The organism is Pseudonocardia ailaonensis (assembly GCF_039531635.1).
GTDB lineage: Bacteria > Actinomycetota > Actinomycetes > Mycobacteriales > Pseudonocardiaceae > Pseudonocardia > Pseudonocardia ailaonensis.
In genome coordinates, this window is sequence record NZ_BAAAQK010000005.1 from 597052 (window position 1) to 611085 (window position 14034).

Consider the following 14034-nt stretch of genomic DNA (forward strand, 5'->3'; position numbering starts at 1 on the left):
CCGGCCGAGATGAACCTCAGGGCGATTCCGGGACCCCCGAAATCGCCCTGAGGTTCATCTCGGCGCGACGGCCCGGCCGCGCACCGGTCGCGAACCGCCCGCGGAGAGGCGCCGGCACCGCTAGCCTCGGGCCCGTGAGCGGACGGATCGTGCTGTTCGGCGCCACCGGGTACACCGGCGGGCGTGCCGCGGAGTCGATGGTGGGGCGGGGCCTCGCGCCGGTGCTGGCCGGCCGTGATCCCGACCGGCTGGGCGCGCTGGCCGGCAGGCTCGGGGGCCTGGAGACGGCCGCGGCGGACGTCACGGACGTCGCCTCGGTCCGGGCCCTGGTCGGCCCGGACGACGTGCTGGTCACCACGGTCGGCCCCTTCTCCCGGCTCGGCGGCGCGGCGCTGGCCGCGGTGCTCGACGCCGGCGCCACCTATCTCGACTCCACCGGCGAGGCACCCTTCCTGCGCGAGGTGTTCACGTTGCAGGGCCCCGCGGCGGAGCGGGCGGGCGCACGGCTGCTGCCGGCGTTCGGCAACGACTACGTCCCCGGCGTCCTGGCCGGAGCCCTCGCGCTGCGCGAGGCGGGGGAGGCGGCCGCGCGCGTCGACGTCGGCTACTTCGTGAGGGGACGCGGGCGGCTCTTCTCCCGGGGCACGCTCGACTCGGTCGTCGGCATGCTCGGCCTGCCCGCGTACGGCTTCCGGGACGGCGCCCTGCGCGACGAGCCGACCGCCGCCCGGCTGCGGACGTTCCTCGTCGACGGGAAGCCCCGCCCGGCCGTCACCATCGGGGGTCTGGAGCAGTTCGCGTTGCCGCGCTTCGCCCCCGGCCTGCGCACGGCCGACGCCTACCTCGGCTGGTTCGGCCCGGCCAGCCACGCGGTGCACGCCGGGAGCCGGCTGCCCGCGCCGCCGGCCGTCGTCGGCAAGGTCCTGGGGTCGGTGAGTGCGCCGGTGATCTCCCGGATCCCGCGCGACCCCTCACCGGAGGCGCTGGCCGGGGCGGTGTCGACCTTCGTCGGCGAGGCGTTCGACGCGGGCGGCACGCTGCTGCACCGCACGGTCCTCACCGCTCCCGAGCCCTACGCCATCACCGCGGACCTGCTGGCCTGGGGTGCCGGCCGGGCCCTGGAGCACGGGGTGACGGGCACGGGTGCGCTCGATCCGGTGTCGGCGTTCGGGCTGGACGTGCTGGTCGAGGGCGCCGCCACCGCCGGGATCGGGCCACGCTGAGCTTCCGGAGCACGAGCGGGATGCCGTGCACGCGCCGCCTCGGCGGGGCCGCGCGGCGCGGCCGAGGGCGGCGACGCTCCGTAGGGCCGCGAGCGGACGTGCGAGATCCATCGGGTGATCGTGGCAAAAGGTGACGGACGTCGCCGGGCGTGCGGTACCTCGCGGGCGCTAGTCTCCCGCGCGATGCGTGATCGGCCCCGTCGCCCTCCCGTCGATCCGCAGGTGATCGGCGCCCTTCGCATGCCCGATCGGATCGAGGGGCCGCTCGTCGCGCTGCTGAAGCGCCTCGCCGTCGCCCTCGGTGCGCTCTTCGCCGCCGCGCTGATCGTGTACATCGGGCGGGACGGGTACGTCGACAACAACGGCGAGGGCCCGATCTCGTTCAACGACGCCCTCTACTACGCCACGGTCTCGCTCTCCACCACCGGCTACGGCGACATCGTCCCGTTCACGGCCACGGCCCGGCTGCTCACCACGCTGGTGATCACGCCGCTGCGGCTGCTGTTCCTCATCGTGCTCGTCGGCACCACCGTCGAGCTGCTCACCGAACGCTCCCGGCAGTCGGTCCGGATCCAGCGCTGGAGGTCACGCGTGCGCGATCACACCGTCATCGTCGGGTACGGCACGAAGGGCCGCGCGGCGGTCGAGACCCTGCTCGGCGACGGGGTCGAGCCCGAGCGCATCGTCGTCGTCGACACGGACCGCACGCAGCTCGACGCCGCGTCCGCACTCGGTCTCGTCACGGTGACGGGAAATGCCACGCGGTCCGCGGTGCTGCGCATCGCCGGGGCCCACCAGGCCTCCGCGATCATCATCGCGACGAACCGCGACGACACCGCGGTCCTGGTCACCCTCACGGCCCGGGAGCTCGCGCCGAAGACGCGGATCGTCGCGGCGGTGCGGGAGTCCGAGAACGTGCACCTGCTCCGCCAGTCGGGCGCCGACTCGGTGATCGTGTCCGCCGAGACCGCGGGCCGACTGCTCGGTGTCGCGACCCGGACGCCGAGCGTCGTCGAGGTCGTCGAGGACCTGCTGACGCCCGATGCGGGGTTCGCGATCAGCGAGCGGCCCGTGGAGGCGGACGAGGTCGGCGGCTCGCCGCGGCACCTCGCGGACATCGTGCTGGGCGTGGTCCGCAACGAGAAGCTGCACCGGGTCGACGCCTCCGCGGTCGACGCCCTGGAGCGCGGCGACCGGCTGCTCTACGTCCGCAAGGCCTCCCCGCCCGACGAGGACTGATCCCGGGGGCACCCGTAGGGTCGCGGGTCGTGCGCCTGGCGACCTGGAACGTGAACTCCGCGAAGTCCCGCCTGCCTCGGCTGCTGCCGTGGCTCGACGAGCGGGCCCCGGACGTCGTCTGTCTGCAGGAGACCAAGCTCTCCGACGCCGACTGGGCGGCCGAGCTCGACGGCCCGATCGCCGAGCGCGGCTACGAGATCGCCCACCACGGCCAGGGCCGGTGGAACGGCGTCGCGCTGCTCTCCCGCGTCGGGCTGACGGACGTGGTGCGCGGGCTGCCGGACGAGCCCGAGTTCGACGGTTCCGTCGACGCCCGCGCGGTCACGGCCACCTGCGGCGGGCTGCGGGTCACGTCGGTCTACGTGCCCAACGGTCGCACCCCGGACGACCCGCACTACGGCTTCAAGCTGCGCTGGCTCGAGGCGCTGCGCCGCCAGGTCACAGGCGGCGACGCCGCGACCACCGTCGTCGCCGGCGACATGAACATCGCCCCGACGGACGCCGACGTGTGGGACCCGGCGGTGTTCGTCGACTCGACCCACGTGACCCCGCCGGAGCGGGAGGCGCTCGCGGCCCTGCAGGCGACCGGGCTGCAGGACGTCGTGCGCGACCGCTGGCCCACCGACCGGGTGTTCTCCTACTGGGACTACCGCGCCGGGCGTTTCCACAAGGACCTCGGCATGCGCATCGACCTGGTGCTCTGCGGGGCCGACCCGGCCGGGCGGGTCGAGGCGGCGTGGATCGACCGCAAGGCGCGCAAGGGATCCGGGCCCAGCGACCACGCGCCGGTGATCGTCGACCTCGACGACGCCCCGGACGGCGACATCGGCCCGGTGGTCCCCCCGCCCTCGACCCCGGCGAAGCTCCCGAACCGGACGTGATCCGGCCGGTCTACCCAGGCCGTCGCTACGCCAAACGGGTCACCGGCGCGGCGACCGGACGAACCACCCGATCGAGCTGCGTCCGGTTGCGCCCCTTGGTCTTCCACTGATACCCAGCGGCGTGACCAGCACTTCTCGTCGGGGGAACCTCATGAACTCGCGCATCCACCGTGCCGCCGCGGGCACCGTCCTCGCCGCGCTCGCCCTCACCGGCGCCGCAGCCTGCTCGTCGGGCGGGGACCAGCCGCCGGCCCTGCCGACCGGCAGCGTCGCGCCGCCGGCGACCGGTACCCCGGCTCCCGGCGCCACCGATGCGGCGCGCCAGGCCTTCGGACAGGCCAACCAGGGCGCGCTCGCGCTCGTCGCGCTCGGCGGGATCGGGAACGACAAGGGCGTCGGCGACCAGGTCAAGGGCCTGGCGCCGGACCTGAAGAGCCAGGGCCAGGCGCTGCTCGACCAGGTGAAGCAGGCCGCCACCGCCGCCGGGGTCACCCTCGGGGACCAGCTCGGCGCCCAGCAGCAGGCCGTCCTCGCGGACCTGCAGGCGCGCTCCGGTCAGCCCTTCGACGCCGCCTGGCTGCAGGCAGCGCAGACGGCGATGCAGCAGGCCCGGGACGCCGCGAACGCGATCCTGAACGACCCGAATGCCTCCGCGGACGCGAAGGCCGCCGCGCGCGACCTGCTCGCGAAGCTGGACGCCCTGGCGGGCAAGGTCTCCGCGGCCGCCTCCTCGGCGGGCGCCGCGACCCCCGGATCGGTGAACGCGGGCACGGGCGGCCAGGCGGCCTCGTCCGACGACGTCCTCCCGATCGTCCTCGCCGGCTCCGGCCTGGTCCTGCTGGGCGCCGCCGCGGGCGCGGGCGCCCGGGCCCGCCGCACCCGGGCCTAGGCACCACCCGTGCTGGTCCGCGCGCCGGGGCGGCGTCCCACCCGGGACGCCGCCCCCGCCCGCGCCCGCACACCCCCGCGGGCGGAGCCCGCCATGAGTGGAACCGGGAGCCCGGAACACACATCCGTGACGCCCGATCACCGGCCGGATCCCGTCCCGCCGGTCGATGACCCACCCGCGCCCCCGCGAGTCGGCACTTTCGGTAGGCCGAAACACACATCCACGACGGGCGAACCCGGGTCCGGAGACGTCCCGTCGGTCGACGAGCCGCTCCCGTCCCGCCGAGCCGGTGCGCGGGCGGAGCCCGCCAGGGGCGGAGCCGGGAGGCCGAGTCGCACCTCGGCGACGTCCCGGCCCTGGTGGGTCCTGCTCGCCGTCGCCGGCCTCGCGCTCCTGGTCACGGCGGGCCTGCTGGTCGCGACCCGGGAGCCCGCGGTCACCGCCGCGCCGATCGGGTCGGTGGCCACCGCCCGTCCCCACGAGTCGGGCGATCTCCGCCCCGGCGCCCCGGTCCGGGTTCCGTTCGCGGGGGCCGTCCCCGTCGGGCTGGAGCTGCCGGCGCGCGGAACGTCGGCCCCGGTCGTCCCCGTGACCACGGGTGCGGACGGCGACCTGGCCGTGCCCGATCCGCCGCAGACCGTCGGGTGGTGGGAACCGGGGGCGCTCGCCGGCTCCGGAGCCGGGACCGTGGTGATCGCCGGGCACGTGGACTCCCGGCTCGCCGGCGTCGGCATGCTCGCCGTGCTGCCGCAGCTCACGGTGGGGGAGCCGGTCGTGCTCCGGGCCGCGGACGGACGGCCGGTCGCCTACCGGGTCGTCGCCCGGCGGGAGTTCGTCAAGTCCGCCCTGCCCGCGGACACCTTCGCCCGGTCCGGCCCGCCGCGGCTCGTGCTGGTGACCTGCGGCGGCCGCTTCGATCCGGCCACCCGCTCCTACGAGGACAACATCGTCGTCTACGCAGAACCCGGATGACGGCGTGTCGTACCGTTGACGGCGTGACCGAAGCGCCCGAGTACGCAGCCGTCCGCACCGCCGCGCAGCGAGCCGCCGCGGCCGCCCCGGGTGTGCGCGCGGCCGGCGGCCCGGCGGTCGACGCGGCCCTGCGCACCGCCGCCGGCCTGCTGCGGGACAAGGCCCCCGAGCTCTTGGCGGCCAACGCCGCCGACGTCGAGGCGGCCACCGCCGCCGGCATGGCCGCGGGCCTGCTCGACCGGCTCCGGATCACCCCGGAACGCCTGGCGGACATGGCCACCCAGCTCGAGGTCCTCGCGGACACCCCCGAGCCCGCGGTCGAGAGCTTCGTCCGGAACCTGCCGAGCGGCGAGCGCGTGTTCGAGCGGCGGATCCCGGTCGGCGTGATCGGCGCGGTGTTCGAGGCGCGGCCGAACGTGACGATCGACGTCGCGTCCCAGGTCCTCAAGGCGCGCAGTGCCGCGGTGCTGCGGACCGGGGCGGCGGCCCTCGGCAGCGCGACCGCCCTGGTCGAGCACGTGATCGCGCCCGCGCTCACCGAGCACGCCATCCCCGCGGACGCCGTCCAGCTCGTCCCGCTGCCGGGGCACGCCGGCGCGGACGCGCTCGTCGGCCTCCCGGACCTGGTGCCGCTCGTCGTGGTGCGGGGCAGCGGCGAGGTCACCCGTCGGCTCTCCGCGCTCGGCGCGGCCGCCGGCACCCGGGTCCTCGCCCATGCCGACGGCGGCGGCGTGCTCTACCTGGACTCCTCCGCCGAGGAGGCCACGGTCGAACGGCTGGTGCACGACTCCACCGATCGGCTCGGCGTCTGCAACCGGCTCAACCTGCTGCTCATCGACCGTCCGGTGTACGACCGCCTGCTGCCCGTCGCCGAGAAGGTGCTGCGGGACCGCGGGATCACGCTCAGCCTGCCGCCGCACTCCCACGCGCTCGGCCACGAGTGGGCGCTGGACTCGGGTAACGAGGCGCACGTCACGGTCGCCCCGGTCGACGGCGCGGTCGACGCGGCCCTCACCGCGGCCCGCGAGACGTCCGGTTTGGCGGCGTGCGTGTGCGCGGCGGACGAGGTGGTGGCCCACCGCTTCATCGACGCCTACACCGGCACCGGCGTGTTCTGGAACAGCCCGACCCGGCTGCTCGACGGCTACAAGCTCCTCGGCCTGCCGGAGACGGGGATCAACGTCGACCACACCCCCGGCCCCCGGGGCCCGGTGACCTATCCGGACCTGGCGCTGCGCCAGTTCGTGGTGCTGCCCGCCGTGTGACGGTCCGCACACCGCGTCCTGCCTGTGGACAACTCGGGCCCGCGGCGTCGATCACCCGGCACGGTGGCGGGGCGCGGGGATAGGGTCGGTCCGTGTCGGCGATCCCCCTCCACAGAGCCACGCTCTCCAACGGCCTGCGCGTGCTCCTCGTGCCCGATCCGGCCACCCCGGTCGTGGGCGTGGCCGTCCACGTCGACGTCGGGTTCCGGTCCGAGCCCGAGGGGCGTACGGGCTTCGCGCACCTCTTCGAGCACCTGATGTTCCAGGGCAGCGAGAGCCTGCCCAAGCTGGAGCACTTCCGGCTGGTCCAGGGTGCCGGCGGGGTCTTCAACGGCTCCACCCACCAGGACTACACGGACTACTTCGAGGTCCTGCCCGGTGCCGCGCTCGAGCGCGCGCTGTTCCTGGAGGCGGACCGGCTGCGTGCCCCGCTGCTCACCGAGGAGAACCTGCGCAACCAGGTCGACGTGGTCAAGGAGGAGATCCGCCTCAACGTGCTGAACCGGCCGTACGGCGGCTTCCCCTGGATCCTGTTGCCCCCGGTGCTGTACGACACGTTCCCCAACGCGCACAACGGGTACGGGGACTTCTCCGAGCTGGAGCAGGCGACCCTGGACGACGCGGCGTCGTTCTTCGACACCTTCTACGCGCCGGGCAACGCGCTGCTGACCGTGCACGGGGACTTCGGCGCCCACGGGGTGGACGGGGTGCTCGCGCTCGTCGAGAAGCACTTCGGGGACATCCCCGCGCGGCCCACGCCGCCGCGGCCGTCGTTCGCCGAGCCCGTCCCGGGGAGCGAGCGGCGCCAGGCGGTGCCGGACGCGCACGCGCCCATGCCGGCGCTCGCCGTCGGCTACCGGGTGCCCGACCCGACCACGGAGCTCGACGCCTATCTCGGCCACGCGCTGCTGGCCTCGGTGCTGGGCGACGGCGAGGCGGCCCGCCTGCAGCGCCGGCTCGTGCACGTCGACGGCCTGGTCACGGACGTCGGGGCGAGCAACGGCCTGATGGGCGGCCCGCTCGACGCGCGGGACCCGGACACGTTCACGATCACCGCCGTGCACCCCGGGAGCGTCGACCCGGACCGGGTGCTCGGGGCGATCGACGAGGAGCTCGACAAGCTCGCCGCCGAGGGTCCGAGCGTCGAGGAGCTGGCCCGCCAGTCCGCGCGCTGGGCCGCCGCGCTGCACCACGAGGACGACAGGGTGATGTACCGGATGCTGGGGTTGGGCGCGCGCGAGCTGCTGTACGGCCGCGCCGAGATCGCGCAGGAGCTCACCGGGCGGATCGCGGCGATCACGCCGGAGCAGGTCCGCGCCTCGGCCGCCGCGCTGCGGGACCAGGGCCGCGCCGTGCTGCTCGTCGAGCCGGCGGCGGGAGCGGAGGCGTGAGCGCCCCGGTGACCCACCGCAGTGCCGAGGAGATCGGCCGCACGCCCGCCGGCCCGCGGGCGCTCCCCGACCTGGGTGAGACCCGCGAGGTCCCGCTGCCCGAGGTCGTCACCGAGACCCTGCCGAGCGGCCTACGGGTGCTCGTCGTGCGCCGCGCCGGCGTGCCGATGGTGGAGCTGCGGCTGCGGGTCCCGTTCGCGGCGCCCGGCGGCGTCGGGGACCCGGCGTTCACTGCCCGCGCCGAGCTGCTGGCGTCCGGGCTGTTCACCGGCACCACGCGGCACGACCGCGTCGGCCTCGACGACGCGCTGGCCGCCGTGGGCGCGGACGTCGGCGCGGGCGTCGACCCGGAACGGCTGCTGGTCCACGGCTCGGGCCTCGCGGAGGGGCTGCCGGAGGTCCTCGGCCTGCTCGGCGAGGTGCTCACCGGCGCCACCTATCCCGAGGCGGAGCTGCTCCGCGAGCGCGAGCGGCTCGTCGAGCGGATCGCGGTGGCCCGGGCCCAGCCCCGGACCGTCGCCCGGGAGGCATTGCAGCGCAGGCGGTTCGGCAGTCATCCGATCGCGCTGGAGATGCCCACCGGCGAGGCCGTCGCCGAGGCCCAGCCGGACGCGGTCCGCGCGCTGCACACCGCCGGTGTGGTGCCGACCGGATCCACGCTCGTCGTCGTCGGGGACCTGGATCCCGAGGCCGCGCTGGCCGCGGTGCAGGAGCGGCTCGGCGGCTGGAGCTCGGCGGGCACCGCGCGCGAGCTCGCCGCGCCGCCCACGCCTTCCGCCGGCCCGCTGGAGCTGGTGCACCGGCCCGGTTCGGTGCAGTCGCAGCTGCGGCTCACCGCCCCCGCCCTGCGCCGGGACGAGCCGGGCTACGCCGCCTTCCAGCTGGCCAACCTGGTCTTCGGCGGCTACTTCTCCTCGCGCTGGATGGAGAACGTCCGCGAGGACAAGGGCTACACCTACGGTGCGCACTCCGGCCCGGAGTTCGTCCCCGGCGGTGCCGTCCTCGGGGTGGAGACGGACGTGGCCAGCGACGTCACCGCCGCCGCCCTGCTCGAGACGCGCTACGAGCTCGGCCGGATGGTCGCGGTGCCGCCGACGCCGGAGGAGATCGACGCGGCCCGCCGCTACGCGATCGGCTCGCTGCTGATCTCGCTCGACAGCCAGGGCGGGCTGGCGTCCACGCTCGCCTCGCTCGACGCGGTGGGCCTGGACGTGGGCTGGTTGCGCGAGCGCCCGGTCCGGCTCGAGGCCGTGACCCCGGACGAGGTCGCGGAGGCCGCGCTGGAGTTCTTCGCGCCCGAGCGCTTCACCGGCGTGATCGTCGGGGACGCCGAGGTGGTGGGTCCGCGGCTGCGGGCGCTGGGAGGAATCGCATGACGTTCTCGCTGGTCGACCCGCCGGTCCTGTCGCGCAACACGGTGCTGCGGGACGAGCCGCTCCGGCTCGACACGGACCGGCAGAAGTCGGGCTGGTCCTCGGCGCAGGTCGTGGTGGTGGACGACAAGGGCGGCACGCCCGTCTCGTGGGAGGCGGCCCCCGCGGCGCGGTTCCGCGAGGGCGACGCGGCGGGCTGGGACGCGGCGGCGGGCTCCGGCGCCACCCTGCGCACCCGGCCGGCCGTCGAGCTCGCGCCCGCCCCGCCCGCGGAGGCCGTGCTGCTCGGCGAGGCCGAGGGCGTCGCCTACTGGGCGATGCGCGGCCGGCCGGACCTGGTGGCCGGGGACGACCCGTCGGAGTGGGCGGACCTGCGCGCGGTCGGCGCCGAGCTCGACGCGCTCGGTGCGGGGCTGCTCACCGGGGCCGTCGCGGCCCTGAACTGGCACGAGCGGGCGCAGTTCTGCGCCCGCGACGGCTCGCCCACCCGCCCGCACAACGCGGGCTGGGCGCGGCTGTGCGAGGCGGCGGGCCACGAGGAGTACCCGCGCACGGACCCGGCCGTCATCTGCCTGGTCCACGACGGGGCGGACCGCGTGCTGCTGGCCCGCCAGCCGATCTGGCCCCCGGGCCGGTACTCGGTGCTCGCCGGCTTCGTCGAGGCGGGGGAGTCCCTCGAGGCCTGCGTCGCGCGGGAGATCCACGAGGAGGTCGGCGTCGACGTCTCGGAGGTCACCTACCTGGGCAGCCAGGCGTGGCCCTTCCCCCGCTCGCTGATGCTGGGCTTCCACGCCCTGGCGGACCCGGAGCAGCCGCTGCGGCCGGCCGACGGGGAGATCGAGGAGGCCCGCTGGATCACCCGGGACGAGCTGAGGGCCGCGATGGAAGGCGGCGACCGGGCGGCCGCGCCGGAGCCGGGCGGCCGGCCCGTGCTGCTCCCGGGCCGGGTGTCGATCGCCCGGTCGATGCTGGAGTCCTGGGCCGTCGCGGGCTGACCGGGTGCGCACCGGCGCGAGTGCGCCGGTGCGTCTGCAGCGGTGGGCCCGCCGTGGTTCCGCGGTGGTGCCGTCCGGTGCCGTGAACCGGCGTGGTGCCGCGGTCAGGCCGCGATCTTGCGCTTGACCTCGGCGAAGCTCGGGTTGGTCGCCGTCGTCTCGTCCGGGAACAGCACGGTCGGGACGGTCTGGTTGCCGCCGTTGACGCCCTCCACGAACCGGGCCGCGTCCGCGTTCCGCTCGATGTCGATCTCGCGGTAGGAGATGCCCGCCTCGTCGAGCTGGAGCTTGAGGCGGCGGCAGAAGCCGCACCACGTGGTGGTGTACATCGTCAGGTCGGCCATGTCGTCCTCAACATCCGTGTCGCGTCCGCCGTTCCGGCCATCAGTGTGCGCTGGCTCACTCGGGCGGGGTGCGCGGGTTCTGTCGGTGGTGTTTGTCAGGATGGGGCCGTGACCGTCTCCCCACCCGTCCCGGATCTGCTCGACGAGGAGCAGCGCGCCGCCGTCACCGCGCCGCGCGGTCCGGTCTGCGTGCTGGCGGGCGCCGGCACGGGGAAGACGCGCACGATCACGCATCGCATCGCGCACCTCGTGGGGAACGGGCACGTCGCGCCCGGGCAGGTCCTCGCCGTCACGTTCACGGCGCGGGCGGCCGGAGAGCTGCGCACCCGGTTGCGGGCGCTCGATGCCGGTGGCGTCCAGGCCCGCACCTTCCACGCCGCCGCCCTGCGGCAGCTGCGCTACTTCTGGCCGCAGGTCGTCGGCGAGCGCCGGTGGCAGCTGCTCGAGGGCAAGCTGCGGCTCGTCGGGCAGGCCGCCGCGCGGGCCCGCGCGGGCACGGACTCGGACGCGCTGCGCGATCTCGCCACCGAGATCGAATGGGCCAAGTCGAGCCTGGTCACCCCCCAGAACTACGCGGCCGAGGCCGCTCGCCTGCGCCGCGACGTGCCCGGTCCGGCGGAGCAGGTCTCGCAGGTCTACGCGCTCTACGAGCAGCTCAAGAACGAGGCCGAGCTGCTCGACTTCGACGATCTGCTGCTCCACGTCGCCGCCGCGCTCGAGGAGCACCCGATGGTCGCGGAGGAGTTCCGGGAGCGGTACCGCTGCTTCGTGGTCGACGAGTACCAGGACGTCACGCCGCTGCAGCAGCGCGTGCTCGACGCCTGGGTCGGCGAGCGGGACGACCTGACCGTCGTCGGGGATGCGAACCAGACGATCTACACGTTCGCCGGCGCCTCCCCGCGCTACCTCCTGGACTTCGCGCGCCGCTTCCCCGAGGCCACGATCGTCCGGCTGACCAGGGACTACCGCTCCACCCCGCAGATCGTGTCCGCGGCCAACACGGTGATCGGCGCGGCGCGCGGACGGGTCGCCGGGAGCCGGCTGCGGCTCGTCGGGCAGCTGCCGCCGGGGCCGGACCCGGACTTCGCCGAGCACGACGACGAGCCGGCCGAGGCCGCGGCCGTCGCGGCGAAGATCCGCCGGATGATCGCGGACGGCACCCCGCCGGCCGAGATCGCGGTCCTGTTCCGGATCAACGCACAGTCGGAGTCCTACGAGCAGGCGCTCACCGAGGCCGGGGTGCCGTACCAGGTCCGCGGCGGCGAGCGCTTCTTCACCCGGCCCGAGATCCGGCGGGCGATGGTCGCGCTGCGCACCGCGCGGCCGGTCCCCGCGGGGATGGACCTGGTCACCGCCGTCCGGAAGCTGCTCTCCACGGTCGGGCTCACGGACGAGCCCCCGGTCGGAGCCGTGATGCGCGCGCAGTGGGAGTCGCTGCTGGCGCTGGTCGGGCTCGCGGAGGAGCTCGCGGCGGTCGAGCCGGCCGCGGACCTGGCGCGCTTCTCCGCCGAGCTGGAGACCAGGGCGGACGCGTCGCACCCGCCGACCGTGCAGGGCGTCACCCTCGCGTCGCTGCACGCGGCGAAGGGCCTGGAGTGGGACGTCGTGTTCCTCGTCGGCCTGGTCGACGGCACCCTGCCGATCCAGCACGCCGAGGGGGACGAGGCGGCGATCGAGGAGGAGCGCCGGTTGCTCTACGTCGGGGTCACCCGGGCCCGGCGGGTGCTGCGGATGTCGTGGGCGCTGTCGCGGTCGTCGGGTCGGGGCCGGCAGCGGCGGCGCAGCCGGTTCCTCTACGGGCTGATCCCGGAGGACCACCCGACCTCCCGCGTGGCGCAGGGCGGGCAGCGTCGGCCGGGCGGGCCCAAGCCGCGCTGCCGGGTGTGCGGGGAGCCGCTGATCGGCACGACCGCGCTCAAGCTGCAGCGCTGCGGCGGCTGCCCGTCGGACGTCGATCCCGAGCTGCTCGACCGGCTCGAGGAGTGGCGGGGTGGAGTGGCGAAACGGCAGGGCGTCCCCTCCTACGTGATCTTCACGGACGCCACGCTCGCCGCCATCGCGGAGCAACGCCCGGCGGACCCGGCCGCGCTCGTCGGCATCCCGGGGATCGGCGCCCGCAAGCTCGACCGGTACGGCGCCGAGGTCCTCGCGCTCGTCGCCGAGGGCGGGGACTGAGCGGTCCCCGCACCGCCCGGGCGTGGGCGGAGACCAAAGTCCTTCTCGAATCAACGGATTAATTCTGTTGTGCGGCTCCGCGGGGGCCTTCTAGTCTCTTCACCACGGACGGAGCAACAGCCCGTCTGCCGACTTGAGCCCCAGAAGGAGGTGCGCCAGACATGGAGATCACCACGATCGCGACCGGGATGCCCGGATCCGTTCATGTCCGCGCCTTCGGCGTGCTCGGTTCCCCGTCCGCGCTCCTCCGCCCGCGTGGCGGTTGGCGCGCGATCGGCCACGGCAAGCAGGCGCGGTACGTGCCGGCCGGGGTCACGGTCGATGACAACTGGACAGGTGTGTCCGTTCCAGGACGACAGCTGTGTCGAGACAGGACATAGCCGCTCGCCAGGCAACCCGAACCAACGGGGGCCGCGGAACCCACACCAGGGTCCGCGGCCCCCGTTTTTGTGTCCATCCATCCCTACGACAACCCACCCACCACACCAGGAGGTAGTGCGGTGCTAGTCAGATCCACCCCGTGCGACGGCGGGACGATCACGACCGAGTACGCGGGCGGCGAACCCGCCCCGCAGCTCGGCGGACTGTTGCAGAACACCCCCGAGGCGGGACTCGACCTGCCGTGCCGGACGGACGACGCGGACCTGTGGTTCGCCGAGTCCCCGGCCGAGCTGGAGCGGGCGAAGACGCTCTGCGAGTCCTGCCCCATCCGGATCGAGTGCCTGGCGGGCGCCCTCTCGCGGGAGGAGCCCTGGGGCGTGTGGGGCGGCGAGATCTTCGAGAGAGGGATCGTCGTCCCGCGCAAGAGGCCGAGGGGCCGACCCTCCAAGGCCGACCTCGCCCGGGACCAGGCCTGGGCCGCCGCCCAGGAGAGGGCCCTGGCACTGGTGGCACAGCGGGCAGCAGCCCGCGAGTGCGCCTGATCCGCTCCACCCGCCGAGTCCCCTCCCCCGGGGAACCGCAGACCACCACAGGAGAAGTCCGATGACCACTCTCGAGATCCGCACCGACCGGGTCCGCACCGACCTGACCAGCACCGACCGGATCCGCACCGGCCGACCGACCGTGCTCGACGCGCAGGGGACCGCCATGTTGCTCATGAACGAAGCACTCGCCCGATCCCGACACCGAGAAGCGGAGGAGGTGGCGCGCGACCACCGCGTGGCGCGCCGCCTCGCCGCGGAACGGCGCTGGTCACGGCTGGCGGCCTACGCCGACCGGAGGGCGCGGCGCGCCCGCGGGACCGACTGACCCGACCCGGCCCGGCGCGTCCGATGTCCTCGCGCG

General features: G+C 75.1%; 14 protein-coding genes. 13 read left to right on the forward strand and 1 reads right to left on the reverse strand.

The features are described from left to right. The first annotated feature begins 134 nt into the window (after positions 1-134). The 9 genes from ABD324_RS11570 (at position 135) to nudC (ending at position 10228) form a co-directional block, all read left to right on the forward strand. The gene (locus tag ABD324_RS11570) at positions 135-1223 is read left to right on the forward strand and encodes a saccharopine dehydrogenase family protein (RefSeq protein WP_344415412.1); all 1089 of its coding nucleotides are present in this window, start codon (positions 135-137) and stop codon (positions 1221-1223) included. Between the two features lie 183 nt (positions 1224-1406). Further along, positions 1407-2462, forward strand: a complete 1056-nt coding sequence (locus ABD324_RS11575) for a potassium channel family protein (RefSeq protein ID WP_344415414.1) — start codon at positions 1407-1409, stop codon at positions 2460-2462. A 29-nt stretch (positions 2463-2491) separates the two neighbouring features. After that, complete coding sequence (locus ABD324_RS11580) at positions 2492-3343, forward strand: exodeoxyribonuclease III (protein WP_344415416.1); 852 nt, start codon at positions 2492-2494, stop codon at positions 3341-3343. Between the two features lie 151 nt (positions 3344-3494). Beyond that, positions 3495-4232 carry a DUF4142 domain-containing protein gene (locus ABD324_RS11585; protein WP_344415418.1) on the forward strand — a complete coding sequence of 246 codons (738 nt, stop codon included), beginning with the start codon at positions 3495-3497 and terminating at the stop codon, positions 4230-4232. 459 nt (positions 4233-4691) lie between these two features. Then, positions 4692-5204, forward strand: coding sequence for a class F sortase (locus ABD324_RS11590; RefSeq protein ID WP_344415420.1), 513 nt, complete (start codon positions 4692-4694; stop codon positions 5202-5204). Beyond that, positions 5201-6469 (forward strand): aldehyde dehydrogenase family protein, encoded by a 1269-nt coding sequence (locus tag ABD324_RS11595; protein ID WP_425565812.1) that lies wholly within the window; start codon positions 5201-5203, stop codon positions 6467-6469. Before ABD324_RS11590 ends, ABD324_RS11595 begins: the two co-directional genes overlap by 4 nt. 92 nt (positions 6470-6561) lie before the next feature. Further along, positions 6562-7860 (forward strand): M16 family metallopeptidase, encoded by a 1299-nt coding sequence (locus ABD324_RS11600; RefSeq protein WP_344415424.1) that lies wholly within the window; start codon positions 6562-6564, stop codon positions 7858-7860. Beyond that, positions 7857-9236, forward strand: coding sequence for a M16 family metallopeptidase (locus tag ABD324_RS11605; RefSeq protein ID WP_344415426.1), 1380 nt, complete (start codon positions 7857-7859; stop codon positions 9234-9236). Before ABD324_RS11600 ends, ABD324_RS11605 begins: the two co-directional genes overlap by 4 nt. Then, the gene (gene nudC / locus ABD324_RS11610) at positions 9233-10228 is read left to right on the forward strand and encodes an NAD(+) diphosphatase (RefSeq protein ID WP_344415428.1); all 996 of its coding nucleotides are present in this window, start codon (positions 9233-9235) and stop codon (positions 10226-10228) included. The genes ABD324_RS11605 and nudC overlap by 4 nt, the downstream gene beginning before the upstream one ends. Before the next feature lie 104 nt (positions 10229-10332). On the opposite strand, the gene ABD324_RS11615 is transcribed toward nudC, so the two are convergent. Further along, positions 10333-10572: a mycoredoxin gene (locus ABD324_RS11615; RefSeq protein ID WP_344415430.1), complete on the reverse strand. Its 240-nt coding sequence runs from the start codon at positions 10570-10572 to the stop codon at positions 10333-10335. 108 nt (positions 10573-10680) lie between these two features. On the opposite strand from ABD324_RS11615, the gene ABD324_RS11620 reads away from it, so the two are divergent. The 4 genes from ABD324_RS11620 to ABD324_RS11635 all read left to right on the forward strand — a co-directional run bounded on the left by ABD324_RS11620 (position 10681) and on the right by ABD324_RS11635 (position 13998). Then, a complete protein-coding gene (locus ABD324_RS11620) occupies positions 10681-12747 on the forward strand; it encodes an ATP-dependent DNA helicase UvrD2 (RefSeq protein ID WP_344415432.1) in 2067 nt (688 codons plus the stop codon). A 161-nt stretch (positions 12748-12908) separates the two neighbouring features. Beyond that, positions 12909-13127 (forward strand): hypothetical protein, encoded by a 219-nt coding sequence (locus ABD324_RS11625; RefSeq protein WP_344415434.1) that lies wholly within the window; start codon positions 12909-12911, stop codon positions 13125-13127. 204 nt (positions 13128-13331) lie between these two features. Further along, positions 13332-13670, forward strand: a complete 339-nt coding sequence (locus tag ABD324_RS11630; RefSeq protein WP_344416365.1) for a WhiB family transcriptional regulator — start codon at positions 13332-13334, stop codon at positions 13668-13670. A gap of 61 nt (positions 13671-13731) precedes the next feature. Then, positions 13732-13998, forward strand: coding sequence for a hypothetical protein (locus ABD324_RS11635; RefSeq protein WP_344415436.1), 267 nt, complete (start codon positions 13732-13734; stop codon positions 13996-13998). The last annotated feature ends 36 nt before the right edge of the window (positions 13999-14034 follow it).